Raw genomic sequence first — 25,588 nt, 5'->3', positions numbered from 1 at the left:
CGAGGAAAGAACATGAACCATCAACTCAAACTGCGTGCGGCCTTGTTGTCGGTGTTGCTGCTGTTGCTTCTGCTGGGTATCTGGCAACTGGCAACGATGCCGCGTGCCTCGGCCCCCACCGCGGTCAGCGCCAAGGATGCCGAATACGCAGCCCTCATGGGGCAGGCCCCGTCTGCCGCCGGAGAGACTCCGGCGAAGGTCGACGGCTTTCCTACGCCCGGCCAGTTCCTGCATATCGCGGCACGGCACCTGAGCGATCCTTTCTACGATCATGGCCCCAACGACAAGGGCATCGGCATCCAGTTGGCGCATTCCCTGCTGCGCGTGGCACTCGGGTATCTGCTGGCCATGCTGGTCGCCATTCCGCTGGGCTTTGCTATCGGCATGTCCCCACTTCTATATCGAGCCATCGACCCTTTCATCCAGGTGCTAAAGCCCATCTCTCCGCTGGCCTGGATGCCCATTGCGCTCTACACCATCAAGGATTCTTCGGTCTCGGGCATCTTCGTCATCTTCATCTGCTCGGTATGGCCGATGCTCATCAATACCGCCTTCGGCGTAGCCGGTGTACGCCGTGACTGGCTCAACGTGGCACGTACCCTGGAAGTCTCACCGCTACGCAAGGCCTTTTTGGTGATCCTGCCGGCTGCCGCTCCCACCATCATCACCGGCATGCGCATCTCCATGGGGATCGCCTGGCTGGTCATCGTTGCCGCCGAGATGCTCATCGGCGGCAACGGGGTCGGCTATTTCCTGTGGAACGAATGGAACAACCTCTCGCTGTCGAACGTGATCTTTGCCGTCCTCGTCATTGGCGTCGTCGGCATGCTGCTCGACATCCTCTTCGCCGCCCTGCAAAAGAAGGTGACCTATGCTGAATGATCGCACCCGGGATACTTCCCGGTCCCCCGCCGGCCGACCCTTCGTCCAGGTTGACGGCCTGTCCAAGCAGTATCGGCACGACCTGCCGCCGGTATTCAATCAGGTACAGTTCGGCATCGAGCGTGGCGAGTTCATCTGCATCATCGGCCACTCCGGATGCGGCAAGAGCACCATCCTGAATGTGTTGGCCGGGCTGGAGGCGGCCACCACCGGCACCGTCATCATGGACAACCGCGAGGTGGCCGGACCTGGCCTGGATAGGGGCGTCGTGTTCCAGAGCCACGCCCTGTTGCCCTGGCTGAGCGTGGAAGAGAACATCGCCTTCGCAGTGCGTTCGCGCTACGCCGACTGGAGCCGCGACAAGGTGGCGGCCCACGCTGCGCGTTTCATCGAGATGGTCGGCCTGTCGGCCGCAGCCAAAAAGAAGCCTGCCGAGCTTTCCGGCGGCATGAAGCAGCGCGTCGGCATTGCCCGTGCCTTCGCCATCGAGCCCAAGATGCTGCTCATGGATGAGCCCTTCGGCGCGCTTGACGCCCTCACGCGCGGCGTCATCCAGGACGAGTTGCTCAACATCTGCGAGGCGACGCAACAGACCGTCTTCATGATCACCCACGACGTGGACGAAGCCATCCTGCTGGCCGATCGCATCTTCCTGATGAGTAACGGCCCCAAGGCGCGTATCGCCGAGATCGTGATCAACACACTCTCGCCGCAGCGCACCCGGGCCACCATTCATCGTGATCCCCAGTTCTACCGGATACGCAACCACCTCGTCGATTTCCTGGTGCACCGATCCAGGACATTCCAGATGTCGGGCGAGGTGGCCGAGCTGGCCGTCACGCGCATCGTACGGCCCGGCCTGGAGTCCGACGCCGTGCCTGACATCTCCTCTGTGCTGGATATACGCGCTTCGGCGTGAGTCCGCGCACCGTTTTTTTTCAACCCGTCAATTCGGAGCTATCAAATGATTTCCAGTCGTGAAGAAGTAACCAAGATGATCCTTTCTGCCAAGGTAATGAAGGGCATCAAGTGGAGTCAGGTCACCGCGGCTACCGGCCTTTCCAAGGAATGGAGCACGGCGGCCTGCCTGGGCCAGATGACCCTCGACAAGAGCCAGGCGGAAGCCGTCGGCCGGCTCTTCGACCTGAGTGACGAAGCCGTCGCGTGGTTGCAGATCGTTCCGTACAAGGGCTCCCTGCCTACGGCCGTGCCGACCGATCCGCTCATCTATCGCTGGTACGAGATGGTCAATGTCTATGGCACCACCATCAAGGAGCTGATCCACGAGGAGTTTGGCGACGGCATCATGAGTGCCATCGATTTCAAGATGGATATCCAGCGCCAGGCCGATCCGAATGGCGATCGCGTCAATGTACTGCTTTCCGGGAAGTACTTGCCGTACAAGACCTATTGAAATTGAAGGGCCGGGGCCGGTAAAGGACATGACCGCGCTGACGACGCGGCGTGTATTTGCTTGAGGACCTGGCGTTCAGGGCCAATGAGATGACACCACAGATAGAAGCTTTCTTCGATGCCACCACCGGGACCTTCAGCTATGTCATCCACGAAGAGGGTGGCGTAGCATGCGCCATCATCGATTCAGTGCTCGGCTACGATCAACGCTCCGGCCGCATCTCTGCTGCCGGCGCCGATCAGATCGCTGACTACGTCAGGCAAGGCGGCTTGCAGGTGCAATGGCATCTGGAGACCCATGTGCATGCTGATCACCTCTCTGCTGCCGCCTACCTGCGCCAGTCCCTGGGCGGGAAGATTGCCATGAGTGCTCGCATCGCCGATGTCAGGCAGACGTTTTCGCACGCCTTCGATCTGGCGCCGGCATCCTTGCAGGCGACGGACTTCGATCACCTCTTCGAGGATGGGGAGCGTTTTCTGATCGGACGGCTGAACGCCGAGGTCATATCGGTGCCAGGTCATACGCCAGCCGACCTGGCCTACCGCATTGGCGAGCAGGCCGTTTTCGTGGGCGATACCCTGTTCATGCCCGACATCGGTTCGGCGCGTTGTGATTTCCCTGGAGGAGACGCGCAGCTACTGTATCGCTCGGTGCGCAAGCTGCTGGCACTGCCACCGCAGACTGTGCTTTACATGTGCCATGACTATCCGCCTGATGGACGTGCGCCGGTCTGGCATACCACCGTGCAGGAGCAGCGCGAACGCAATATCCACCTGCGTGATGGTGTCGAACTGGCCGACTTTGTGCGCATGCGAACCAGGCGCGATGCCACGTTGTCCCTCCCGCAACTGATCATCCCCGCGCTGCAGGTCAATATGCATGCCGGCGAGCTACCGGCTGCAGGCGACAACGGCATCCGTTACCTGAAGATTCCGCTTAACACTTTCTGAACTGCTACTTATGAATGCCCGATTCGAGGGGGTGTGCTACGCCCCGGCCAACGTATTGTCGATCCGCAGCCGGCTGGATTTCAAGAAAACCCATGGCCTGCTGATCTCATTGCTGCGTGATCGCGGCCTCATGCTCTTTGCTGATATCGACCAGCAAGCCGCTGCTGCGCACAAGGGCCTGTCCTTGCGTCCCACCCGCGTACTGTTGTTCGGCAATCCAGCGCTGGGAACACCCATCATGCTCAGTAACCCGCGTGCTGCACTGGAATTGCCATTGAAAGTGGTGATCTGGGAAACCGCCGATGGTCGCACCTACCTTGATTATGCCGATCCCAGTGAGGCATTGCGAGCCGACTACGAAATCAGCGATGCCCTGCTGGCGCCTCTGATGGCGGTGCGCAAGCTGCTGTGCGCATTTTCCGATATCCAGTAAGTGGTAACCGGGGCGATCACACAGACCGGGCAGCTGGCCGATCGATGACCACATGCGACGGTCCCGCCCTTTCACGCAAAGGTAGAGATGAGATTAAGATTCCAGACCCAATTGATGCTGGTGGTGCTTTCGGTGGCGCTGGCCTCCACCCTTGTAATCGGAGCGGTTGCAGCTTTCCAGGTCGACTCGGCCGAGAGTGGCAAGGCATTGCAAGGGGCGGGCCAGCAACAGGAAATGCTGGTGGAAGCGGCGCGCAGCGCGATGGCGCAGATTGCCTCTGATGCCCGCTTTGTGGTGATGACCCCGCCTTTCCAGGGCGCACTCAGGGCATTGGCCAACGAGGGCATCGATCCCGCCGATCAGAGCACCCAGGCCCAGTGGGCGGCGCGCGGTGAGACCAATCTGCGTGGGTTGATGCGGGTGCGCCCGGCTTACGACAGCGCCATCTTCATGGCTTCCGACGGACGCGTGCTTTTCGCCGCCGCCCGTGATGCCGGGACCAAGGTGGCTGCTCCCCCGGCACCGGCGATACGACAACAGTTCCTCAGTGCCGATGACGTGCGCTTCTATGGTCGACTACAAGACGGACAGGTCGATGCGGCAGTACCGGTCATCAGAGACGGCAAGCATCTGGGTACGTTGGTGCTGAGTATGAAGTCGTCGGTGATCCTGCGCCCCACCACGGATGTGAGCGCAGCGCTCTATGATGGCGCAGGTGCCGCAGTGGCGCGCATGGGCGCCACTACCGCAAACGTGCAGCATCCTGCCGGTGGTGCTGCTTCCTATCTGCATGTGGGTGCCGATCTGGGGCGCTTCCAGGCCGCCAGCCGTTTTGATCACACAGGACCCGCCGGCAAGGGATGGTGGCTGGTGTCGGATCTGCCGCATCCGCCTCCTTCGCAGGCCTTGAACGAGTTGCTGCTATGGCTGATCTGCAGCACCGTGGTCATCGTCGTACTGGCATTTGCCGTCACCCGTATCGTCATGGGGCGGTTGGTGCAACGCTTCCTGGGGGCCGAACCCGAGGCCTTGGCGGCAATCGCAGAAGCCGTCGCCAATGGTGACCTGAGCCAGGCAGGGCAGGTCGGGAAGATTACCAGCGGAAGCGTTCTGTTCTCGCTGTTTGCCATGCGGAGCCAACTGGCGACCATCGTGCAGCGGTTGCGTGGCATGGCCAACGACATTGACCATGTTTCGCAAGAGATTGCCAATGGCAATGACGAACTGTCGCGTCGTACTGAGCTCACCGCCGAGCGGCTGCAACAGACTGCCGCAGCCATGGAGCAGGTGACCGTCGCCGTGAGTCAAAGTACCCAGGCTGCATCGCGGGCGCACTCGCTGGTGTCCGCTGCCAGTGGCGTGGCGCAGCAAGGCGGTACCGTGGTGGGGGAAGTGGTTCATACCATGGACGCCATCAATCAGAGTTCCAAGCAGATCGCAGAGATCATTGGACTCATTGACGGTATTGCTTTCCAGACCAATATCCTCGCACTCAACGCCGCAGTGGAGGCAGCGCGGGCCGGTGAGCAGGGGCGCGGGTTTGCAGTGGTGGCGTCCGAAGTGCGTTCGCTGGCACGTCGTTCCGCCGATGCTGCCAAGGAGATCAAGGTACTCATCGTCAATTCGGTCGACATGATCGAAAACGGCGCCCGGCTGGCGCAGAACGCCGGATCGACCATGACCGAGATCGTGGCCGAGGTACGGCGCGTGAGCGAGATCACCGAAGAAATCCTGCGTTCCTCGCGCGAGCAGGACATGGCCATTGCCGATATCAGCCAGGCGGTCCAGGAGATCGATCACTCGACCCAGCAGAACGTGGCCCTGGTGGAAGAGTCCTCAGCCACATCCATCTCCCTCAAGCAACAGTCGCAGCAGCTGGCCGGCGCGGTGGCGGGTTTCGTGCTGGAGGCCAACGCCGAGCTGCGGAGTTTGCCATTGATCGGATAGACAGGTCAGGGGACGTGGGTAGTCCCTTTCAGGAAAGTAGATTGCCATCATGGCAATCTACTTTCCTCTTTTTCATCTGTATCGGCCCTTAGTGCCATCACAGCGTAGGAGTCATTCCATGAGCGCCAGGCATACGACGGTAGAACACTTCGAGCGGGATGTACTGCATAGCGGCAGACCGGTACTGGTCGGCTTCTGGGCGCCGTGGTGTGCGCCATGTCGCAGCATTGCGCAGAATCTGGACGCCATTGCGGGGGAGCATCAGGAAAAACTGGTGGTCTACAAGGTCAACGTCGATCAATGCCCTGCTCTCGCACAACGTTATGGCGTCACGGCGATTCCTGAGTTGAAGGTGTTCGTCGAAGGCAACGTGGTCAAGTCCTTCGGCGGCGCCATGTCAAAACGCTCGCTGGAGGTACAACTGGCGTCCTGGCTCTGGTAGGACGCTGCGCCCAGGTTGACGCTGCCACTTCAGGCGGGCGTCCATTACCTGAAAATACCTGTCTTGCCAAACTGGAAATTAAACCATTTCTTGCGCCCAGCTTCCAAGTTGTATGACTTCCGGGAGCGGCTATAGTCGGTCCCGACAATAGGTCATCGGCCAGTAGTGCCCGGACCCGGAACCGACTTACGACAACGACAGCGCAAGATGAAAAACAACGCGATGGACTACCTGCCGCGCATGGTGATCTTTTCCCGGGTGGTGGAGCTGGGCGCCTTTTCCAAGGCGGCCCGCGAGCTGGGGCTGACCTCGTCTTCGGTGAGCCAGCACATCAGTGCGCTGGAGGCCATCCTCGGTACCACCCTGCTGCATCGGACCACTCGCAAGCTCAGCCTGACCGAGGCGGGGCAAGCCTTCTACGCCAATTGTGCGCGCATCGTGGCCCTGGCGGACGAGGCCAGGCTCAATACCGAGAGCCTGCACAATGAACTGGTCGGGGAGTTGCGTGTCGCTGCTTCCAGCTTCATGGCTTCCGAGTACCTGGTGCCGGCCCTGGAGAGTTTCATCCACGAGCATCCCCGGCTGCGCATCCACATCGACGTCAATGACCATAACGTCGATCTCATGGACAAGAGCGTGGATCTGGCGTTGCGCGTAGGCAAGGCGCCCGGCGCCGAGGATGTCTACCTCACGCAGCTGGAGGCGGTCCTGTGCGCCGCACCGTCCTATCTCCAGGCGCGCGCACCGATCTGGAAGCCCGAAGATCTGGTGCACCAGCAATTCCTCTTCTTCACGCCGCACGGCACCAGCGTGGAAGTCGCCCTGCGCGATCGCGGCGGGCAGTGCATGCAGATGCGCCTGACACCGCACATTACGGCCAATCATGCGCGCTCGCTGCGACGTCTGGCCTTGCAAGGTCATGGCGTGGCGCGCCTGCTGCGCAGCAAGGTGCAGGAGGATCTCGATGCCGGGCGGCTGGTGGTGCTGCTGCCGGATTGGTCACTGGAAAGTTACAGTGCCTTCCTCACCACCAAGCACCGGGCGCCTGTCCCGCAGAAGATCCTCGCCTGCATCGAGCAGATCCGCGCCTATTTCAGGCGGCGCCATCCGGTCGATGCCGGCAAGTCCGGCCCGGGCTGACCTGACGCGTCATTGGTCGCCTGTGTAGACGCAGCGGCGTCCGATACCGCCAGCATGGCCTGGAGTGAACCGATGGCCAGGCCGTGGCTCCTGAGCCAGTCCTGGCCGCTGCGTTCGATGATGGTGTCGGTCTGGCCAGCGGCAGACAGATCGATGATCTCGTGTTCCAGCACTTCCATCGTGCTGGTGGTGCTGAAGGCCTTGACCACCGGGCGTGTCAGGTCTCGGCGATTCTGGCGGATCACCAGTCCCGTGCGCCCCGATTGCAGGGTGACGATGGAGCCCAGCGGGTAGATACCCAGCGTCTTGACGAAGGCCAGGAAGATGGTGCGGTCGAAGTGTCCCTGCCACGAGGCCATGCGCGAGAGCGATTCGGCCGGGTCCCAGGCGCTCTTGTAGGGACGATGCGAGGTGACCGCATCATACACATCGCAGACCGCGGCCATACGTGCATACAGGCTGATCTGCGGGCCCTGCCGACGATCGGGATAGCCGGAGCCATCGATCTTCTCGTGGTGATGCAGGCAGACATCGAGCACGTCATCCGGTATGCCCACCAGACCGCTCAGGTAGGCGTGGCCCAGCGCCGGGTGACGTTGGATGGTCTTGTATTCCTGATCGTTCAGGCGATCGGGTTTGTTGAGCAGTTCGAGCGGAATGAAGGCCTTGCCGATGTCGTGCAGGTAGCCCGCCAGGCCGGCCTGGCGGCAGGCCGTGTCGTCCAGGCCCAGCGTGCGTGCCAGGGCCACCATCATGGTGCAGACCGCGATCGAGTGCAGGTAGGTGTACTCGTCAGCGCGTTTCAGACGGATGATGCCCAGCAGGGCATCGCCGTGGTGGGCCACCGAGACGGCGATCTGTTCCACCAGTTCCTTGCATTTCTGCACGTCCAGTGACTTGCCCAGGCGCGCCTGATTGAAGACTTCCTGCGTGATCTGCCTTGCCTCTTCGTAGAGCTGCAAGGCGTCGGCCAGGTCCGGATCGATACCGGCTTCCTCGGGCGGGGCTGCGCTGGCGGGTGTCTGCACGCAGGGCTCCTGTGAGGTAGGTTCGGGCGGCGGTTGGCAGCCTTTCTCGGTGTCGATCCAGCAATACTCCTGCCCGGTCTGCTGCGCCAGATGCACTTCGCCAGCAGTGCGGATCAGGAAACTGGCGCGCCAGAAGGGGGAGGTGATCCATGCACCGTCAAAACCTGAGAAATACATCCCTGGGCTGAGTTGCTTGACATGGATTTTCTTCAGGTGGGTCATCGATTGGCTGCGGGTGATGAAAAGCGGTGGGGCGGTGACGGGCCGTAAGGCCGGGTAAGCCGGATAAGCCGGGCTACCGGAACCTCTGCAGGCAGCGACCGGACGATTACTTGCGCGCCGGCAAGTGAGCCGTGCGAGGCGCCAATGTATTACATCCCGGGAAAATTGATTAGAGGTCCATCACTAAAGAGTGTGCTCAATGATTTGGCCCAATCCCTGCGGACCGCTGCCAGAGCCGCACTGCGCCGCAATTGTTAAGCTGTGTTAATGAGTTCCTTCGTAAAACGACGGCTAATCAAATCGCCTCGCTTGTAATACATTAGGCCTGCCGTTTCCCGTCGGTGCCGTGTCGGGGGGCACGGCGGGCGCAAGCCCGCGCCGGCGCCGTGCAGTCATGGAGGGGTTTTCCGGCTGCACGTAGAACAGGTCAAAGGAAAGGAACGATGCCGACAATCGCAGGATGCACCGTGACTTTGACTTGCGGGACGGTCGTCAATGGACAGGTCAGGCATCTGCTCGGCATCGTGATCGACATTGGCATGTTTTTTTCATCGCTGCCCGGCTGCAATACGCCGTTTGCATGAGAAAAAAGCGGGCATACCTCAGAAATTATCGTTTTATTCCTTCCCTGCGCTGCCGTTACCATGAGGCTATCTCATTGTCCCATGGTCAAAGGCAAGCAAATGACGACTTCCGCGCAAGACAGCAACCTCTACCAACTCCTGCTTTCCCATTACGGCGACCAAGCCATTGTCGAGCGCCAGTTCGTGCGGCTGGAGGTCCCGGTGTCCACCCTGAAGCCGGCCGGGCAGGAGGTGTCGCGCCTGGAGCTGGCGCAGGCACTGAACATGCTGCTCTTCGAACAATTGCTGCAGCAGGTCGCCAGCGGCCGCGACTATGTGGACGACGCCGAGCGCGACGGTGTGAAGATCTGTTTCGACCACGGTGCCGTGCGCACCGTACGGCGTGGTCGCGACAGCGGCTTCCCCGATGGCGAAACCCTGTTCACCAAGGTCTTGCTGCCGCTGGGTTACCAGCAGAGCGGTACCTATCCGCTGGCCCGCATCAAGATGACCGGCCGTGTCTATACCCACGTCGATGACGCCGAGAACATCGCCCAGTTCTTTGTCAGCGAACTGCATCCCGAGCAGTTCTCGCCGCAGTTCCAGCAGACCGTAGAGGCAGTGCTGGCCAGCTCGCGCAGCCCGCTCTCCGACGAGGTGCTGGCGCTGCTGGCGCAGCTGGAAGCGCAGGGCAAGCTGGCCCTGGACCAGGCCAAGCGCCTGCTGCCGGCGATGCTGGCCTGCTTCGCCCGTCACCATGACCTGCCCACCGTGGCGCAATACGAGACCCTCAAGGCCGAGTCCGCCGAGATGGCCTGGATCTCCACCGAAGGCAATGCCTTCAACCACGCCACCGACCGCGTGGGCGACGTGGTCGCCACGGCCGAGCGCCAGCGCCAGCTGGGACGGCCGATCAAGGATCAGGTCGAGGTCTCGCGCAATGGCCGCGTGCGCCAGACCGCCTTCCGGGCCGTCAAGGTCGATTACCAGATGCAGGGCGACGATGGCCAGCCGGTTGCCATGACGGTGCCCGGTTCCTTCTACGAATTCATCTCGCGCGACCACTACCTGGACGAGGCCGGCCAGCGCAAGCTGGACCTGAGCTTCGACAGCGGCAACGCCCAGGGCATCTTCAAGATGACCGCAGCGGTCCCGGCCGGCGACGAGGCAGGCAGTGTCTGCTGAACGGGCGCTGCAGCAGCTGCAGTCGTTGCTGGGCAGCAGCGGCCTGATCACTGCCGCCGCCGAACGTACGCCCTATGAACATGGCCCGCGCTATGGCGCCGGCCAGGCGCTGTGCGTGGCGCGTCCCGCCGATGTGGCCCAGGCCGCCGAGCTGATGCGCCTGTGTGCCGCCGAGGGTGTGCGGCTGGTGCCGCAGGGTGCCAATACCGGGCTGGTCGGCGCGGCCTCCCCGGATGATTCCGGCCTGCAGGTGATCCTCAGCATGGAACGCATCCGCGGCGTGATCGATATCGATCCCGTCGATGGCGTGATCCAGGCCTGGGCCGGTACCCGGCTGTCGGATCTGAACCAGGCGCTGGCGCCGCATGGGCTGTGCTTTCCCATCGATCTCGGCGCGGACCCGTCTGTGGGCGGCATGCTGGCTGCCAATACCGGTGGCGCGCGTCTGATCCGCTACGGCGATGTGCGCCACAACACGCTGGGCCTGCAGGCCCTGCTGATGCAGCCGCCCGGCGAACTGCTGGAAATGGGCAATCGCCTGCACAAGAACAATACCGGGCCCGACTGGAAGCAACTCTTCATCGGTACCGCCGGCAGCTACGGCATCGTCACCCAGGCGGTGTTGCGCGCCCATCCGCTGCCGCGCCAGCGTGCCACGGCACTCGTGGTGCCTGCGTCGCTGGAGGCCGGTCTGCGCCTGCTGCAGGATGCCCAGGCGCAGTTCGCCGATTTCCTGACCGCCTTCGAAGGCATTTCCCGCAATGCGCTGGCCTCGGTGCTGCGCCATCTGCCGCAGGTTGCCGCACCTTTCGATCCCTTGCCGGGCTATGCTCTGCTGGTTGAAGTCAGTTCATCGGCTGAAGCAGGCGAGCACTTCGATCTGGACAAGCTCTTCATGGCCTGGCTGGAGCGCCATTTCGACGACGCCATCGTCGATGCCGTGGTCGACAAGCCCGATACCCTCTGGCGCCTGCGCCACGCCATCAGCGACAGCGTCAAGCAGGAGGGCAAGATCGTGGCCTTCGATATCTCGGTCTCGCGCTCGCGCCTGCCGGCCTTCCGTGCCGAGGCGCTGGCGCTGGTGGAGCGGGATTTCGCGGGTGCCGACGTGTATGACTTCGGTCACTGGGGTGACGGTGGCGTGCACTTCAACCTGGCCATCGCCCCCGCCGCACAGCCGCAATTCCCGGCTGAACGCATCGAGGCCCTGCGCACCGCCCTGTATGACCTGGTGGTGCAGCGCTACCAGGGCAGCTTCAGTGCGGAGCATGGCATCGGGCCGTTCAACCAGCACTACTACCAGCGCTATACCCAGCCCGCGCAACGCGCGCTGGCGGCGCGGGTGCAGCCGGTGTTCGATCCGGACTGCCTGCTGGGCAATACGCGTTTTGCATGAGTCCGTCCCGCCCGGCGGCGCTGCAGCCAGCGCTGCTGCCACCGGCATGAGCGGGGCCGGTCACGCTGGAGGGGAGAGGGCGGCTTTTGCTATAGTGCGGGGTCATTTACCCAGCGGAACCCGTCCCATGCGCCGTTTCATCCCGTCAACGTCATGTCTGATCGCCTTTGATACCTCGGCGCGGCACATGTCGTTTACCAAGGCGGCCAACGAATTGCACATGACGCAGGGGGCGGTGAGCCGGCAGGTGGCGATCCTGGAGGACTACCTCAACGTCAAGCTCTTCGAGCGCATCAATCGCCGACTCATCCTCACCGAGGCCGGGCGCGACTACGCGGCCCAGGTCTCCACCATCCTCAAGCAGATCGAGATGGCGACCTTCCAGGTGATGACCTACAACAGCCTGGCCAGCGTGCTGAACCTGGCCATCCTGCCGACCTTCGGCGTGAAGTGGCTGATCCCGCGCCTGGCCAAGTTTTCCGCCGCCCATCCGGATGTGCTGCTCAACCTCAGTACCGAGGTCTTGCCCTTCGATTTCAGTACGCGCCAGGTGGACGCCGCCATCCACTTCGGCGAACCCGACTGGCCCGATACGGTGATGGTGCGGCTGATGGGCGAAGAGGTGGTGCCGGTGTGCAGCAAGGCCTTGAGCGAGCGCATCCACGCGGTCGAAGACCTGGCCAACGTCACCCTGCTGCAGCACACCACCCGCCCGCAGGCATGGCAGGACTGGTTCCGCCATGTCGGCGTGGACTGCCCCAATGCCTTGTCAGGGCCGCGCTTCGAGCAACTGGCGATGGTCATCCAGGCGGCTGTCGCCGGCATGGGCGTGGCCTTGATGCCCAAGTTCATGGTCGAGACCGAGATCAGCCTGGGCCAGTTGCATGTGCCTTTCCCCTTCGCGGTCAAGAGTCCGCAATCCTATTACCTCGTCTATCCCGAGAAGAACGCTGGCAAGGCCGCCATCCTGAAATTCCGCGAATGGCTGCTGGGCGAAGCCCAGGGCGGTTGAGTCCTGAGGCCGGTACGGCCCTGCATTGCTTCGGTGCGCATGGCTGCGTGCCATTTGATCTCCAGGCTGACTAAAACTCATGGCCGACGGTCGCCAGGCCTGGACCGGGAGAGAGGGCGCCCAAGTTGCGCAGGGCGCCCGGGCAGGGCTGGCCGGGTTCTGGTCGGCAGGGCGCTATCCCTCTATCAGAAAGGCTCTCGGCGTAAATGCCCGTGATGCGCCGCACCATCCTCGCGCATCCTCGCGGATTATCGCGCGCCACGACGGTGCATTCCAAAAACTCATGATGTCGTGAAATTTTTTGGTTTTAAGAATTGTCCTGGCTGTCCTTATACTCCACCGTTCCAGACCCATCCCACTCCACTTTTCAAGGGAATTCCATGTCTTCTCCACGCATCTTCTCCACTCTGGGTGCTGACCTCGCGGCCTATGCCGGCAACGATCTGGTGATCCGTTCGCCGCGTGATGGCGAGGTCATCGCGCAACTCAAGGCGCAGACGCCAGCCGACGCCGAGGCCGCCATCGCTGGCGCGCACAAGGCCTTCCTGGCCTGGCGCGAAGTACCGGCCCCGGTGCGTGGCGAACTGGTGCGCGTACTGGGTGAAGTGCTGCGCGAGCACCGCGAGGAACTGGGCGCACTGGTGACCCAGGAGGCGGGCAAGATCCTCTCCGAAGGACTGGGCGAGGTGCAGGAAATGATCGATATCTGCGACTTCGCCGTGGGCCTGTCGCGCCAGCTGCATGGCCTGACCATCGCCTCCGAGCGTCCCGGTCACCGCATGATGGAAACCTGGCATCCGCTGGGGGTGGTGGGCGTGATCACCGCCTTCAACTTCCCGGTCGCGGTGTGGGCCTGGAATGCCGCGCTGGCCCTGGTCGCCGGCAATGCCGTGGTGTGGAAGCCGTCAGAAAAGACGCCCGTCACCGCGCTGGCGGTACAGGCCATCTTCGAAAAGGCGGTCGCGCGCTTTTCGGCGCAGCGCCCCAACCTGGTCCCGGCCGGCCTGTGCCCCTTGCTGATCGGCGGCGCCGACCTGGGCGAGAGCCTGTCGCGTTCGGCGCTGGTGCCGCTGGTGAGCGCCACCGGCAGCGTGCGCATGGGCCGCAAGGTCGCCACCGTGGTGGCCGAGCGCCTGGGTCGCAGCCTGCTGGAACTGGGCGGCAACAATGCCATGATCGTCGCGCCCTCGGCCGACCTCAACCTGGCGCTGCGCGCCATCACTTTCTCCGCCGTGGGCACGGCCGGACAGCGTTGCACCAGCCTGCGCCGCCTGTTTGTCCACAGCAGCATCCATGACCAGGTGGTGGCGCAGATCAAGCGCATCTATGCCAGCGTCAAGGTCGGCGACCCGCTGCAGGGTGACACCCTGGTCGGCCCGCTGATCGACAAGGGCGCCTTCGATGCCATGCAGGCTGCGCTGCAGCAGGCGCGCGCCCAGGGTGGCGAAGTCACCGGCGGCGAACGCGTGACGGTGATGGGCGAGCAATCCTGGTACGTGCGTCCGGCCGTGGTGGCCATGCCCGGCCAGACCGCCATCATGCATCACGAGACCTTCGCGCCCATCCTCTACATCGTCAAGTACGAAGAGCTGGCCGACGCCATCGCGCTCAACAACGCCGTGCCGCAGGGCCTGTCCTCGGCCATCTTCACCAACGACATGCGCGAGGCCGAGCTGTTCGTCTCTGCGGTCGGTAGCGACTGCGGCCTGGCCAACGTCAACATCGGCACCAGCGGTGCCGAGATCGGTGGCGCCTTCGGTGGCGAGAAGGAAACCGGCGGCGGCCGCGAATCGGGCTCGGACGCCTGGAAGAACTACATGCGTCGTGCCACCAATACCATCAACTACAGCAAGACCCTGCCGCTGGCGCAGGGCGTGAAGTTCGATATCGACTGAGTCACCGGCGGCCGCCCTCCACGGCGGCCCGCGCAGGGCCTGAAGCGATAACAGCAATAACAGCAACAGCGTCAACAGCAGCAATAGCGACAGCAGCGACAGCAGCAACCACGCCGGCCCGGCAAGGGACCGGCGCGGCATCCCACGTACCCACACCCGCGCAAGCGGGACCCACATCGGCAAACCGGCAAGGAGTGCAGTAATGAAGATGAAGACCCTGGCAGTGACCTGTGCAATCGGCGCGACCCTGATGGCCGCCTCCGGCGCGCAGGCGCAGAGCAAGACCATTTACGTCGGCATGAACGGCGGCACGATGGAAAAGAACTACACCGCCTCGATCTTCCCGGACTTCGAGAAGGCCAACAACGTCAAGGTGGTGGTGGTGCCCGGCACTTCCTCGGACATCATCGCCAAGATGCAGGCACAGCGCGACAAGCCGCAGATGCACGTGGCCTTCCTGGACGACGGCATCATGTACCGTGCCATCAACATGAGCCTGTGCGAAAAGGTCAAGGACGCCGCCGTGCTCAAGGATGTCTACCCCTTCGCACGCCTGGCCAATGACCAGGCCGTGGCCATCGAGATGGGCGTGCTGGGCATCGGCTACAACAAGAAGCTGTTCGCCGAAAAGGGCTGGCCGGCACCGACCTCGTGGATGGACTTCGCCGATCCCAAGTACAAGCAGAAGGTGGTGTTCCAGTCCATCTCCGCCAGCACCTTCGGTCTGTATGGCTTCATGATGTTCAACCGTCTGGTGGGCGGCACCGACAAGAACGTCGACCCCGGCTTCAAGAAGTGGGGCAGCACGGTCGGCCCGAACGTGGTCGAATACCTGTCCAGCTCGGCCAAGATTTCCGAGATGGTGCAGACCAACGAAGCAGCGATCTTCCCGCTGACCGTGACCGGCATTGCCAACCTGAAGGACAAGGGCATCCCCGCCGAATTCGCCACACCCAAGGAAGGTGGCGTGCTGCTGATGACCGGCGCCTGCCCTATCAAGGGCAACAGCGAGCCGGAACTGGCGCAGAAGCTGCTGGAATACCTGCTGACCCCGGCCGTGCAGGCCAAGAGCATGGCGCTGGCCAATTCCATTCCGGTCAACCGCAACGTGCCGCTGTCGGAAGCTGCTCAAGCCAAGCTGGGCAAGAGCGAGGTGCTGACCAAGAACCTCAATACCGTCGATTGGGATGTGGTCAACGAAAAGCGTTCCGAATGGAACAACCGCTGGAACCGCATGATCGAGCAGTGATCGGCTGACGTGACGGGGCTCCGCCTGGAGCCCCCGCTGGCCTTTTCTCTTCTTTGCTGCTCTTTTCTCCTTGGGCTGCAGCTGCAGCCACCGTAGAAGCTTTATTCATATTCCTGAAGAACCACGCGGCGCCGCGCTTCCCGCGCATCCTGCACATCCCGCGCTGGCCGCGCTCGTCCTTTTTTCTTCACATTTTGCTGCGCACATCATGACAGCCGCCTACCGCTTCAATCCCGCCTTCGAGGCGCCGCAGGGTTCGCCTATCCGCGAGTTGTTCAAGTACACCCAGCAGCCCGGCATGATTTCCTTTGCCGGTGGCTATCCCGCACCGTCCCTGTTCGATGCCGCCGGACTCTCGCGCAGTGCTGCCACCTTGCTCGATAGTGCCGCTGCGGCCTGCCTGCAATATGGTGCTACCGAAGGCACGGCGGTGTTGACGCAGACGCTGAAGCAGCTCACCCGCGAGCGCATCGGCGGCGCCGATCCGGTTGAGCTGATCGTGACCACCGGATCCCAGCAGGGTTTCGAACTGCTGCTGCGCATCCTGCTGCAGGCAGGTGACTGCGTGGCCATCGAACGTCCCTGCTATCCGGCCGCGATCCAGGCATTGCGACTGGCGCATGCCGACCTGCTGGAAATTCCCGGCGACGCCCAGGGGATGGACACCGATGCCCTGGAAGCCGCGCTGCAGGCCGGCGCCCGGCCGAAGATGCTGTATCTGGTGCCGACCTTCGCCAATCCCACCGGTGCCACCTTGCCGCTGGCGCGCCGGCGGCATCTGCTGTCACTGGCGGTGCGCTACCAGTTCATCGTGGTGGAAGACGATCCCTACGGAGAACTCCGTTTCTCCGGCCAGGCAGAACCGCCGCTGCTGCAGGTGGCGCAGGAGATCGACGGCGCCAGCGACTGGCTGGTCTATCTGTCCAGCCTGTCCAAGACGGTGGCACCGGGTCTGCGCATCGGCTGGATGTGCGGCCCGGCGGAAATCCTGCGCCGCGCCGTCATCGCCAAGCAGACCGGCGACCTGTGCACCGCGCCGTGGATGCAGATGGTCGCGGCCCATTACCTGCAGGCCGGTTGCCTGCAGGCGCATCTGCCCACCATCATCGCCACCTATCGCGAACGTTGCCGGATCATGCTGGCCTCGCTGAAAGAGGCGTTCGGCGACAGCCTGGACCTGATCGCGCCGGAAGGCGGCATGTTCATCTGGGCCAGCTGGAAGGATGGCACCGATGCCACGGCCCTGCTGCAGCAGGCGGTCAGGCACAACGTCATGTATGTGCCGGGCTCGGCCTTCTACGCCAGCGCGGCGGACGCCGGACACTGGCGATTGTCGTTCGCCAATGCCCAGCCCGAGGACATCGTGGAGGGCGTGGCGCGACTGAAGAAGGCGCAGCAGGAATGGAAGGCGGCGAAATCCGCTGCTTAGCTGGCACAGATCAATTCATCGGCAATGAGCGGACCAGCCCGGGCGGTCGCGTGACTATACTGGCGCCACGATGGTCGCCACGGTGATGCCGCGCGGCCATCCTGCTTTTCCACTCCAGGGATGACGCGATGTTTGCCAGACTCAAAGCCACTTTCAACTACTTCAACGAGGCCGTGCCGTTCCGGCTGATCCCCGCCCTGATCACCACGGCCGTGCTGATCCTGCTGTTGCTGCTGCCTTGCCCACAGGGTCTTGCGCCCAAGGCCTGGGCGCTGGTGGCGATCTTCCTCACCACCATCGTGGCCATCATTCTCAAGGTCATGCCCATCGGCGTGATGGCGATGATGGCCATCGTCATCGTCTCGCTCTCGCAGGTCACCTCGACCTCTTCCAAGGGCGCCATTGCGGATGCGCTGGCCAGCTTTTCCAATCCGCTGATCTGGCTCATCGTGGTAGCGATCCTGATCTCGCGCGGCCTGAAGAAGACCGGGCTGGGACGGCGCGTGGGCCTGATGTTCATTGCCCTGCTGGGCCGGCGCACCATCGGCATCGGCTACGGGCTGGCCATCTGCGAACTGGTGCTGGCACCCTTCACCCCCAGCAATACCGCGCGTGGCGGCGGCATCGTCCACCCCATCATGAAGTCGATCGCCAATGCCTTTGACTCCGACCCGGCCAAGGGCACGCAGAACAAGGTCGGCAGCTACCTGGCCCTGGTCAACTATCACGCCAATCCGATCACCTCGGCCATGTTCCTTACCGCCACGGCGCCCAATCCGCTGGTGGTCAACTACGTCGCCAAGGCGACCGGCCAGGCGCTGCAACTGTCCTGGACCACCTGGGCACTGTGCATGCTGCTGCCCGGTCTGGTGTGCCTGCTGATCATGCCCATGGTGATCTACCTGGTCTCGCCGCCGGAGCTGAAGTCCACGCCCAATGCGGTGGACTACGCCCGCAGCGAGCTGGACAAGATGGGCCGCCTGGGTGCCAGTGAAAAGGTCATGCTGGGGACCTTCGCCCTGTTGCTGCTGCTGTGGGCCAATGTGCCGGCCATGCTGCTGGGTGCGGCCTTCACGCTGGACCCGACGGTGGTGGCCTTTGTCGGCCTGTTCGTGCTGATCATCACCGGCACCATCGACTGGGATGATGTGCTTTCCGAAAAGAGTGCCTGGGACACCCTGGTCTGGTTCGGTGCGCTGGTGATGCTGGCCGAGCAGTTGAACAAGACCGGCGTGGTGGCCTGGTTCTCGGAGGGCATGAAGGCGGCCATCGTCGCCAGCGGCATGGGCTGGTTCGCGGTCGCGGCGGTGTTGCTGCTGGTGTTCGTGCTGTCGCACTATTTCTTTGCCAGTACCACCGCCCACATCAGCGCCATGCTGCTGGCCTTCCTGATGGTGGGAGCGCAACTGCTGCCGCAGGAGTACGTGCTGCCCTTCATGCTGATGATGACCGCCGGCTCGGCCATCATGATGACGCTGACCCACTACGCCACCGGCACCTCGCCCATCATCTTCGGTAGCGGCTACGTCTCCATGGGCAAGTGGTGGGGCGTGGGGCTGGTGATGGCGGTGGTGGAACTACTGGTGTTCGCGACCGTCGGGACGGCGTGGTGGAAGGTGTTGGGGTATTGGTAGGATAGCGGCAAGGCGGTACACAGGCAGGGAGTGGTAATAATAATATCGTTTGACGTTACTAACGTATTTCGTTACTATTCCTATGATTGGTTCATTCAAGTGTCCGGACACCGAGTCCCTGCATGACGCGCGGCGCGTTGCGCGCTTCGTCAACATTGAACGTGTGGCCTTACGAAAACTACGTCAACTCGAGATTGCCGTGCGTCTCGACGATCTGAAAATCCCGCCGCAAAATCGCCTTGAGCTACTCAAGGGAAAGCGTAAAGGGCAATACAGCATCCGGGTCAACGACCAGTGGCGCCTCTGCTTTATTTGGAAGGATGGCGCTGCGTTCGAGATCGAAATCGTGGATTACCACAGCTAGGAGATCAATATGGCTCGCCACCTTGCTCCCGTGACGCCGGGAGAGTTGCTCAACGAAGAGTTCCTCAAGCCGATGGGCATCACCCAGTATCGCCTGGCCAAGGAGATCGGGGTTTCCCAATTGCGCATCAGCGAAATCGTCAATGGCAAGCGTTCGATCACGGCCGATACCGACCTCCGGCTGGCGCGCTTCTTCGGCCTGTCCGACGGTTATTGGCTGCGCGCACAGGTCGCGCATGACACCGAGATTGCACGAGAAAAGATGCGGGATGTACTGGCCGGCATCCGGCAGTGGCAGCCCAGGGAAGAACCCTCCGCCTGAATCTGGAAAGGGCCCATGAAAATGGCGACGCACTGATGTGTGTCGCCATTTTCCTGTCTGCCACGTATGTGGCTACTTCAGGTCCAGCACGATGCGCCCATCGATCTTGCCTTCTTCCATGCGGGCGAAGATGGCATTGATGTTATCCAGCTTGTCCCAGGTGAAGTGCGCCGCGACCTTGCCTTCGGCGGCGAAGACCAGTGACTCTTCCAGGTCCTGGCGGGTGCCGACGATGGAGCCCCGCACGGTGATGCGCTTCAAGACCGTGTTGAACACCGGCAGGCTGATGTCGCCCGGCGGCAGACCGACCAGGGCCATGGTGCCGCGTGCGCGCAGGAAGCCGAAGGCCTGTTCCATCGCCTTGGGCGAGACCGCCGTCACCAGCGCACCATGGGCGCCGCCGATGATGCGCTGGACGTCGGCCACGGCATTGATGTCGCGCCCATCGACGGTGAGGTCCGCGCCCAGCTTCTTGGCCAGCGCCAGCTTGTCTTCGTGGATGTCGGCGGCGACCACGTGCATGCCCATGGCCTTGGCGTATTGCACCGCCATGTGGCCCAGGCCGCCGATGCCGGAGATCACCACCCATTCACCGGGGCGCACCTCGGTTTCCTTCAAGCCCTTGTAGACGGTCACGCCCGCGCACAGCACGGGTGCGGCCGGGCCGAACTCCAGGCCGGCCGGCAGATGGCCGACGAAGTTGGGATCGGCCAGGCCATATTGCGCGAAGCTGCCATTGACGGAATAGCCGGTGTTCTGCTGTTCGGCGCACAGGGTTTCCCAGCCGGTGCGGCAGGGTGAGCAGCAGCCGCAGGCCGTGTGCAGCCAGGGCACGCCGACGCGGTCACCTTCCTTGACGCGCTTGACGCCAGCGCCCAGCGCAGCGACATAGCCGGTACCTTCGTGGCCGGGGATGAAGGGTGGGGTGGGTTTGACGGGCCAGTCGCCATGGGCGGCGTGCAGGTCGGTGTGACAGACGCCGCTGGCCTCGAACTTGACCAGGATCTGACCTGGGCCGGGTGTGGGTACGGGGACTTCCTCGATGGACAGGGGCTTGCCGAATTCGCGGACGACGGCCGCTTTCATCATTTGCGTCATATGCACTCCTCGGGGGGGATCAACGGGATGCGAGGGCAGGGTGATGACCGTTTTGCTGCGTTGGCCAACTGTTGTGCCTGCCTGCATGGCCCACTATCCTCCGGGCGCACAGGGACGACAATCAATGATTGGACATGGGTTGATCCATGTCGCTCATCGTTGAAAAACTTGGACGTTCATTTAAGAAATACGCAGGACGGGCGGTGCGCAGGGCCTGCTCCCATGACCCTCCCTATGGCGGGGTGTTTGCTATTTCGCGATCACCACTTCCACATCGGTCTCGGCCAGCAGCTTGGCCAGTTCCGGCGGTGGAGGGGCATCGGTGAAGAGCACATCGATCTGCGACAGGTGCGCCATCTTCACCAGCGCCTGCCGGCCGAACTTGCTGGCGTCGGCCACCAGCCAGACCTGGCGTGACTGTTCGATGATGGTCTGGGCCACCTTGACCTCGCGGGCGTCGAAGTCGCGCAGCACGCCGTCCATCTCGATACTGGAAATGCCGATGATGCCGATGTCCACCTTGAACTGGCGGATGAAATCGATGGTCGCCTCGCCGACGATGCCACGGTCACGGGCGCGCACCACGCCGCCGGCGATGATCACTTCCAGCTCGGGATTGCTGGCCAGTGAATTGGCCACGTTCAGGTTGTTGGTCACCACGTGCAGGTTGCGATGCTGTTGCAGGGCGCGCGCAACCTCTTCCGTGGTGGTGCCCAGGTTCAGGATCAGGGAGCAGCCGTCGGGCACGCGGGCAGCCACGGTACGACCGATGCGGCGCTTGGCTTCGGCATGCAGGACCTGGCGCTCCGGATAGGCGATGTTCTCGGTTGAGGACAGCAGGCCGACGCCGCCGTGGTAGCGCGCCAGCAGGCTGGCATCGACCATCGCCTTGACGTCGCGGCGCACGGTCTGGGTGGTCACGCCCAGCTGTTGAGCCAACTCTTCGACCGAGATCGTGCCGTGCTTGCGCACGCATTCCAGTAGCGTCTGTTGCCTGGGATTGAGCATGGTGTGCTTGAAAAAGGATTAACGGTTGCGATCAGAGATGAACATTAAAAAACATAAACGAACTTAAAACAACAAATAATTGTTGATTTACGTTCGGGATGTCGCTTATCTTACTGAGCATTGCCAACTCGCGGGAAATGGGTGAGTTGGGTGCAGCGAACGAAGCAAAAAGCGAACAAGCGGAAAGTGGAGAACAGGCCAATGGCGCTCGAATACGATCTCTTGGTGGTAGGCGGTGGCATCAACGGTGCAGGCATTGCACGTGATGCGGCCGGCCGCGGGCTGCGGGTGCTGCTGTGCGAACAGCATGACCTGGCCCAGCACACCTCTTCGGCCAGCACCAAGCTCATCCATGGCGGCCTGCGTTATCTCGAATACTACGAATTCAAGCTCGTGCGCAAGGCGCTCCAGGAGCGCGAAGTGCTGCTGCGCTCGGCGCCGCACATCATCTGGCCCCTGCGTTTCGTCATGCCGCACGATGCCAACCAGCGTCCGGCCTGGATGATCCGCGCCGGCCTGTTCATGTATGACTACCTGGCCAAGCGCGAGATATTGCCAGCCTCCGAAGGTGCCAACCTGACCCGGCACGTCGCGGGTCAACCCTTGAAGGGCGACTATCGTCGTGGCTTCGTCTATTCCGATGGCTGGGTCGACGATGCGCGCCTGGTGGTCCTGAATGCGATGGACGCGCAGGAGCGCGGCGCCCGTATCCTCACCCGTACCAAGTGCATCAGCGCCCGCCGCGAGGGCGATGCCTGGCATGCCGTGCTGGAACATCAGCATGCCAATGGCGTGCAACAGGAAGAAGTGCGCGCCCGCGCCATCGTCAACGCTGCAGGCCCGTGGGCCGCACGCTTCGCGCAGGCGGTGCCGCAGGCCAGGACCGGGCGCAGCCTGCGCCTGATCAAGGGCAGCCACATCGTGGTCAAGCGCCTGTTCGACCATCCCTACGCCTACATCTTCCAGAACCCCGACAAGCGCATCATCTTCGCCATTCCCTACCAGGAAGAATTCACCCTCATCGGTACCACCGACCTTGAATACCACGGCGATGCCGGCAAGGTCGAGATCGATGCCGAGGAGATCGATTACCTCTGCGAGATGGCCAACCGCTACTTCAAGCGCCAGATCGGCCGTGAAGACGTGGTCTGGACCTATTCCGGTGTGCGCCCGTTGCTGGACGACAGCGCCGAGAATGCCTCGGCCATCACCCGCGACTACCTGCTCGAATGCGACGACGCCGGTGCGCCCATGTTGAATGTCTGGGGCGGCAAGATCACCACCTATCGCAAGCTGGCCGAAGAGGCGCTGGCCATGCTGGCGCCGCATCTGGGCGCCTCCAGTCAGCCGTGGACGGCCGCGGCGCCCCTGCCCGGCGGCGACCTGGAGCAGCCCGGCAAGACCGTGGCGCGCTACGACTTCGATGCGTTCCTGCGCCAGTTCCAGGCACGTCATCCCTGGCTGCCGGCCGCGCTTGCGCATCGCTATGCGCGCAGCTATGGTTCGCGCGTGACCCAGATCATCGGTCAGGCCGACAGCCTGGCCGCGCTGGGCGAGGAGCTGACCCCGGGCCTGTATGAGGCCGAGGCGCGTTACCTGGTACAACACGAATGGGCGCGCGGCGCCGACGATATCCTCTGGCGCCGCAGCAAGCTGGGCCTGCACTGCGGGCCCCAGCACAGAGGACGGCTGGAGGCGTGGTTGGCGAGTCTGCCCGATCACGCCGCCAGCTGATCCCAGGTCGACGCCCACCATCAATCAAAAAAATGCAGTGAGGAGACAGCGTGACCCTGGAACTGAAACAAGTGGCCAAGACGGTCGGTGCCGAAACGCACCTCTACCCGCTTGACCTGAATCTCGCCAAAGGTGGCATCAACGTCCTGCTAGGCCCGACCCAGGCCGGCAAGACCTCTCTGATGCGCATCATCGCCGGGCTCGACAAGCCCACCGCCGGCCGCGTGCTGGTCGAAGGCCAGGATGTCACTGGCGTGGGTGTGCGCGAGCGCAACCTGGCGATGGTCTACCAGCAATTCATCAACTATCCCGGCCTGACGGTGTTCGAGAACATCGCAGCACCCTTGCGCCTGCAAAAGCAGGGCGAGCAGGAAATCACCCGGCGCGTCAACGAGATCGCCGACAAGCTGCACATCGCCCACCTGCTGCAACGCCTGCCGGGCGAACTCTCCGGCGGCCAGCAGCAGCGCACTGCGCTGGCGCGCGCGCTGATCAAGCGCGCCCCGCTGGTGCTGCTGGACGAGCCGCTGGTAAACCTGGACTACAAGCTGCGCGAGGAATTGCGCAGCGAACTGATTTCGCTCTTCGCCACCGGCGACACCACCGTGGTCTATGCCACCACCGAGCCGCAGGAAGCCCTGCTGCTGGGCGGCCATACCGCGGTGATGCACGAAGGCCGGCTGCTGCAGGTCGCACCGACCCTGGAACTGTTCAATTCGCCGGCCTCCACCCAGGTGGCGGCGATCTTCAATGATCCGCCGATGAACCTGCTGGATGCCACGGCCGTGTCCTCGGCCAATGGCGTGGCCGCCGTCCGCATGAACGATGGCAGCGTGCTGGAGATTGCCGGCCGCGCGCTGACACTGGCCGAAGGCCAGCGCTGCAAGCTGGGCATCCGCTGCAACGACGTACGCCTGCAGGCGCTGGACGCACCGGGCGTGAGCCTGGGATGCAGCGTGGCCCTGGCCGAGCTGTCCGGCTCCGAGACCTACCTGCACCTGCGCCATGGCGAGGTACCGCTGGTGGCGCAGCTATCGGGCGTGCATGAAGTGGCCATCGGCAGCACGGTGCAGGTCAGCATCGCCGCCGCCAAGGCTTTCCTGTTCGACACAGAGGGTCGCCTGTTGAGCGCCCCGTTGGAGACGCACTGACATGGCCCGCATCGAATTCAAGAACCTGGGCCATGCCTACAGCGGCAATCCGGCCAGCCTCAAGGACTACGCCCTGCAACCCATGAACATGGTGTGGGAAGACGGTGGCGCCTATGCCTTGCTGGGGCCGTCCGGCTGCGGCAAGTCCACGCTGTTGAACATCATCTCGGGGCTGTTGCAGCCTTCCGAAGGACAGGTGTTGTTCGACGGTGTCGATATGACCCGCATGGCAACCCGCGATCGCAACATCGCCCAGGTGTTCCAGTTCCCGGTGCTCTACGACACCATGAGCGTGTTCGACAACCTGGCCTTCCCGCTGCGCAACCGCAAGATGCCCGAGCGCGAAGTGCAGGCGCGTGTGCGCGAGATCGCCGAGATGCTCGATCTCACCCGTGACCTCAAGCAGCGCGCCGCCGGCCTGTCGGCCGATGCCAAGCAAAAGATTTCGCTGGGGCGCGGCCTGGTGCGCAAGGACGTGGCCGCGATCCTGTTCGACGAACCGCTGACGGTGATCGACCCCCACATGAAGTGGGAACTGCGCCAGAAACTGAAGGAAATCCACCACCAGCTGAAGCTGACCCTCATCTACGTTACGCACGATCAGGTCGAGGCATTGACCTTCGCCGACGAAGTGGTGGTCATGACCGAAGGCAAGGTGGTGCAGCAGGGCAAGCCAGAGGCACTGTTCCTGCGGCCGGACCACACCTTCGTGGGCTACTTCATCGGCAGCCCCGGCATGAACTTCTGCCCGCTCAGCATCGAAGGCGATACCGTGCTGCTGGGCCGGCAGCAAGTGCAGGTGGACGCGGCGCAGTTGCAGGCGTTGAAGAACAGCAGTGGCGAACTGAAGCTGGGCATCCGCCCCGAATTCGTCGAACTGGCCGCGCCCGGCACGGCCGGTGCCATCAGCGCCGAGGTCACACAGGTCCAGCATCTGGGGACCAGCCAGCTGGTGACGGCGCAGTTCGAGGGCATGAGCGTGAAGGCGCGCGTGGCGCCGGAGATGAAGATCGCCACCGGGCCGCAATGGCTGCGACTGGCCAAGCCCGAGACGATCTACTTCAGCAACGACCAGAGAATAGGACGCTAAG

At 63.0% G+C, this 25,588-nt stretch carries 24 protein-coding genes; 21 read left to right on the top strand and 3 right to left on the bottom strand.

The window, feature by feature from the left end; genetic code table 11:
* Window positions 1-12 precede the first annotated feature (12 nt).
* The 8 genes from ntrB (at window position 13) to HFRIS_RS20770 (ending at window position 7,208) form a co-directional block, all read left to right on the top strand.
* Complete coding sequence (gene ntrB, locus HFRIS_RS20805; RefSeq protein ID WP_006464969.1) at window positions 13-882, top strand: nitrate ABC transporter permease; 870 nt, start codon at window positions 13-15, stop codon at window positions 880-882.
* On the top strand, window positions 872-1,801 hold the full coding sequence (locus tag HFRIS_RS20800; protein WP_006464968.1) for an ABC transporter ATP-binding protein: 930 nt from the start codon (window positions 872-874) through the stop codon (window positions 1,799-1,801). Before ntrB ends, HFRIS_RS20800 begins: the two co-directional genes overlap by 11 nt.
* Before the next feature lie 45 nt (window positions 1,802-1,846).
* Window positions 1,847-2,296 carry a cyanase gene (gene cynS / locus HFRIS_RS20795; protein WP_006464967.1) on the top strand — a complete coding sequence of 150 codons (450 nt, stop codon included), beginning with the start codon at window positions 1,847-1,849 and terminating at the stop codon, window positions 2,294-2,296.
* 89 nt (window positions 2,297-2,385) lie between these two features.
* A complete protein-coding gene (locus HFRIS_RS20790) occupies window positions 2,386-3,246 on the top strand; it encodes an MBL fold metallo-hydrolase (protein WP_006464966.1) in 861 nt (286 codons plus the stop codon).
* A 10-nt stretch (window positions 3,247-3,256) separates the two neighbouring features.
* Window positions 3,257-3,679 (top strand): DUF302 domain-containing protein, encoded by a 423-nt coding sequence (locus HFRIS_RS20785; protein ID WP_006464965.1) that lies wholly within the window; start codon window positions 3,257-3,259, stop codon window positions 3,677-3,679.
* An 87-nt stretch (window positions 3,680-3,766) separates the two neighbouring features.
* On the top strand, window positions 3,767-5,626 hold the full coding sequence (locus tag HFRIS_RS24580) for a methyl-accepting chemotaxis protein (RefSeq protein ID WP_081626893.1): 1,860 nt from the start codon (window positions 3,767-3,769) through the stop codon (window positions 5,624-5,626).
* A gap of 118 nt (window positions 5,627-5,744) precedes the next feature.
* Entirely contained in the window at window positions 5,745-6,068 is a 324-nt protein-coding gene (locus HFRIS_RS20775; RefSeq protein ID WP_006464963.1) for a thioredoxin family protein, read from the top strand.
* Between the two features lie 207 nt (window positions 6,069-6,275).
* Window positions 6,276-7,208: a LysR family transcriptional regulator gene (locus tag HFRIS_RS20770; RefSeq protein ID WP_006464962.1), complete on the top strand. Its 933-nt coding sequence runs from the start codon at window positions 6,276-6,278 to the stop codon at window positions 7,206-7,208.
* On the opposite strand, the gene HFRIS_RS20765 is transcribed toward HFRIS_RS20770, so the two are convergent.
* Window positions 7,157-8,458 (bottom strand): cyclic di-GMP phosphodiesterase, encoded by a 1,302-nt coding sequence (locus HFRIS_RS20765; RefSeq protein WP_081626892.1) that lies wholly within the window; start codon window positions 8,456-8,458, stop codon window positions 7,157-7,159. The genes HFRIS_RS20770 and HFRIS_RS20765 overlap by 52 nt on opposite strands.
* Window positions 8,459-8,901: 443 nt before the next feature.
* On the opposite strand from HFRIS_RS20765, the gene HFRIS_RS25485 reads away from it, so the two are divergent.
* The 10 genes from HFRIS_RS25485 (at window position 8,902) to HFRIS_RS20720 (ending at window position 19,506) form a co-directional block, all read left to right on the top strand.
* Entirely contained in the window at window positions 8,902-9,042 is a 141-nt protein-coding gene (locus HFRIS_RS25485; RefSeq protein WP_161625986.1) for a hypothetical protein, read from the top strand.
* Between the two features lie 99 nt (window positions 9,043-9,141).
* Window positions 9,142-10,206: a DUF1338 domain-containing protein gene (locus HFRIS_RS20760; protein ID WP_039876726.1), complete on the top strand. Its 1,065-nt coding sequence runs from the start codon at window positions 9,142-9,144 to the stop codon at window positions 10,204-10,206.
* Window positions 10,196-11,602: an FAD-binding oxidoreductase gene (locus HFRIS_RS20755; RefSeq protein WP_006464959.1), complete on the top strand. Its 1,407-nt coding sequence runs from the start codon at window positions 10,196-10,198 to the stop codon at window positions 11,600-11,602. Before HFRIS_RS20760 ends, HFRIS_RS20755 begins: the two co-directional genes overlap by 11 nt.
* A gap of 127 nt (window positions 11,603-11,729) precedes the next feature.
* Window positions 11,730-12,614, top strand: a complete 885-nt coding sequence (gene gcvA, locus HFRIS_RS20750) for a transcriptional regulator GcvA (RefSeq protein WP_039876716.1) — start codon at window positions 11,730-11,732, stop codon at window positions 12,612-12,614.
* A 380-nt stretch (window positions 12,615-12,994) separates the two neighbouring features.
* On the top strand, window positions 12,995-14,509 hold the full coding sequence (gene amaB, locus HFRIS_RS20745) for an L-piperidine-6-carboxylate dehydrogenase (protein WP_006464957.1): 1,515 nt from the start codon (window positions 12,995-12,997) through the stop codon (window positions 14,507-14,509).
* Between the two features lie 208 nt (window positions 14,510-14,717).
* Window positions 14,718-15,758, top strand: a complete 1,041-nt coding sequence (locus HFRIS_RS20740; protein WP_370460917.1) for an ABC transporter substrate-binding protein — start codon at window positions 14,718-14,720, stop codon at window positions 15,756-15,758.
* Window positions 15,759-15,966: 208 nt separating this feature from the next.
* Window positions 15,967-17,187: an aminotransferase-like domain-containing protein gene (locus tag HFRIS_RS20735; protein ID WP_006464955.1), complete on the top strand. Its 1,221-nt coding sequence runs from the start codon at window positions 15,967-15,969 to the stop codon at window positions 17,185-17,187.
* Between the two features lie 128 nt (window positions 17,188-17,315).
* Window positions 17,316-18,821 (top strand): DASS family sodium-coupled anion symporter, encoded by a 1,506-nt coding sequence (locus HFRIS_RS20730; protein ID WP_006464954.1) that lies wholly within the window; start codon window positions 17,316-17,318, stop codon window positions 18,819-18,821.
* 82 nt (window positions 18,822-18,903) lie between these two features.
* Window positions 18,904-19,185 (top strand): type II toxin-antitoxin system RelE/ParE family toxin, encoded by a 282-nt coding sequence (locus HFRIS_RS20725; RefSeq protein ID WP_006464953.1) that lies wholly within the window; start codon window positions 18,904-18,906, stop codon window positions 19,183-19,185.
* A gap of 9 nt (window positions 19,186-19,194) precedes the next feature.
* Window positions 19,195-19,506 carry a HigA family addiction module antitoxin gene (locus HFRIS_RS20720; RefSeq protein ID WP_006464952.1) on the top strand — a complete coding sequence of 104 codons (312 nt, stop codon included), beginning with the start codon at window positions 19,195-19,197 and terminating at the stop codon, window positions 19,504-19,506.
* Between the two features lie 72 nt (window positions 19,507-19,578).
* On the opposite strand, the gene adhP is transcribed toward HFRIS_RS20720, so the two are convergent.
* On the bottom strand, window positions 19,579-20,604 hold the full coding sequence (adhP, locus tag HFRIS_RS20715; RefSeq protein ID WP_006464951.1) for an alcohol dehydrogenase AdhP: 1,026 nt from the start codon (window positions 20,602-20,604) through the stop codon (window positions 19,579-19,581).
* A gap of 249 nt (window positions 20,605-20,853) precedes the next feature.
* The gene (locus HFRIS_RS20710) at window positions 20,854-21,612 is read right to left on the bottom strand and encodes a DeoR/GlpR family DNA-binding transcription regulator (protein ID WP_006464950.1); all 759 of its coding nucleotides are present in this window, start codon (window positions 21,610-21,612) and stop codon (window positions 20,854-20,856) included.
* A gap of 201 nt (window positions 21,613-21,813) precedes the next feature.
* Here HFRIS_RS20710 and glpD point away from each other — a divergent pair, with 201 nt between their 5' ends.
* The 3 genes from glpD to HFRIS_RS20695 are packed head-to-tail and all read left to right on the top strand — an operon-like array spanning window position 21,814 to window position 25,587.
* Window positions 21,814-23,346 carry a glycerol-3-phosphate dehydrogenase gene (gene glpD, locus HFRIS_RS20705; protein WP_006464949.1) on the top strand — a complete coding sequence of 511 codons (1,533 nt, stop codon included), beginning with the start codon at window positions 21,814-21,816 and terminating at the stop codon, window positions 23,344-23,346.
* A gap of 50 nt (window positions 23,347-23,396) precedes the next feature.
* Window positions 23,397-24,497, top strand: coding sequence for an ABC transporter ATP-binding protein (locus HFRIS_RS20700; protein WP_006464948.1), 1,101 nt, complete (start codon window positions 23,397-23,399; stop codon window positions 24,495-24,497).
* A gap of 1 nt (window position 24,498) precedes the next feature.
* A complete protein-coding gene (locus HFRIS_RS20695) occupies window positions 24,499-25,587 on the top strand; it encodes an ABC transporter ATP-binding protein (protein WP_006464947.1) in 1,089 nt (362 codons plus the stop codon).
* The last annotated feature ends 1 nt before the right edge of the window (window position 25,588 follow it).

The organism is Herbaspirillum frisingense GSF30 (assembly GCF_000300975.2).
GTDB classification, from domain to species: Bacteria; Pseudomonadota; Gammaproteobacteria; order Burkholderiales; family Burkholderiaceae_D; genus Herbaspirillum; species Herbaspirillum frisingense.
Note: the sequence above shows the minus strand (reverse complement) of the source record. Positions and strands in the feature narration are given on the sequence as shown.

Bases quoted from the DNA above. Each gene is read 5' to 3' on its own strand.
- ntrB (WP_006464969.1), top strand. From the start codon at position 13: ATGAACCATCAACTCAAACTGCGTGCGGCCTTGTTGTCGGTGTTGCTG.
- HFRIS_RS20800 (WP_006464968.1), top strand. From the start codon at position 872: ATGCTGAATGATCGCACCCGGGATACTTCCCGGTCCCCCGCCGGCCGA.
- cynS (WP_006464967.1), top strand. From the start codon at position 1,847: ATGATTTCCAGTCGTGAAGAAGTAACCAAGATGATCCTTTCTGCCAAG.
- HFRIS_RS20790 (WP_006464966.1), top strand. From the start codon at position 2,386: ATGACACCACAGATAGAAGCTTTCTTCGATGCCACCACCGGGACCTTC.
- HFRIS_RS20785 (WP_006464965.1), top strand. From the start codon at position 3,257: ATGAATGCCCGATTCGAGGGGGTGTGCTACGCCCCGGCCAACGTATTG.
- HFRIS_RS24580 (WP_081626893.1), top strand. From the start codon at position 3,767: ATGAGATTAAGATTCCAGACCCAATTGATGCTGGTGGTGCTTTCGGTG.
- HFRIS_RS20775 (WP_006464963.1), top strand. From the start codon at position 5,745: ATGAGCGCCAGGCATACGACGGTAGAACACTTCGAGCGGGATGTACTG.
- HFRIS_RS20770 (WP_006464962.1), top strand. From the start codon at position 6,276: ATGAAAAACAACGCGATGGACTACCTGCCGCGCATGGTGATCTTTTCC.
- HFRIS_RS20765 (WP_081626892.1), bottom strand. From the start codon at position 8,458: ATGACCCACCTGAAGAAAATCCATGTCAAGCAACTCAGCCCAGGGATG.
- HFRIS_RS25485 (WP_161625986.1), top strand. From the start codon at position 8,902: ATGCCGACAATCGCAGGATGCACCGTGACTTTGACTTGCGGGACGGTC.
- HFRIS_RS20760 (WP_039876726.1), top strand. From the start codon at position 9,142: ATGACGACTTCCGCGCAAGACAGCAACCTCTACCAACTCCTGCTTTCC.
- gcvA (WP_039876716.1), top strand. From the start codon at position 11,730: ATGCGCCGTTTCATCCCGTCAACGTCATGTCTGATCGCCTTTGATACC.
- amaB (WP_006464957.1), top strand. From the start codon at position 12,995: ATGTCTTCTCCACGCATCTTCTCCACTCTGGGTGCTGACCTCGCGGCC.
- HFRIS_RS20740 (WP_370460917.1), top strand. From the start codon at position 14,718: ATGAAGACCCTGGCAGTGACCTGTGCAATCGGCGCGACCCTGATGGCC.
- HFRIS_RS20735 (WP_006464955.1), top strand. From the start codon at position 15,967: ATGACAGCCGCCTACCGCTTCAATCCCGCCTTCGAGGCGCCGCAGGGT.
- HFRIS_RS20730 (WP_006464954.1), top strand. From the start codon at position 17,316: ATGTTTGCCAGACTCAAAGCCACTTTCAACTACTTCAACGAGGCCGTG.
- HFRIS_RS20725 (WP_006464953.1), top strand. From the start codon at position 18,904: ATGATTGGTTCATTCAAGTGTCCGGACACCGAGTCCCTGCATGACGCG.
- HFRIS_RS20720 (WP_006464952.1), top strand. From the start codon at position 19,195: ATGGCTCGCCACCTTGCTCCCGTGACGCCGGGAGAGTTGCTCAACGAA.
- adhP (WP_006464951.1), bottom strand. From the start codon at position 20,604: ATGACGCAAATGATGAAAGCGGCCGTCGTCCGCGAATTCGGCAAGCCC.
- HFRIS_RS20710 (WP_006464950.1), bottom strand. From the start codon at position 21,612: ATGCTCAATCCCAGGCAACAGACGCTACTGGAATGCGTGCGCAAGCAC.
- glpD (WP_006464949.1), top strand. From the start codon at position 21,814: ATGGCGCTCGAATACGATCTCTTGGTGGTAGGCGGTGGCATCAACGGT.
- HFRIS_RS20695 (WP_006464947.1), top strand. From the start codon at position 24,499: ATGGCCCGCATCGAATTCAAGAACCTGGGCCATGCCTACAGCGGCAAT.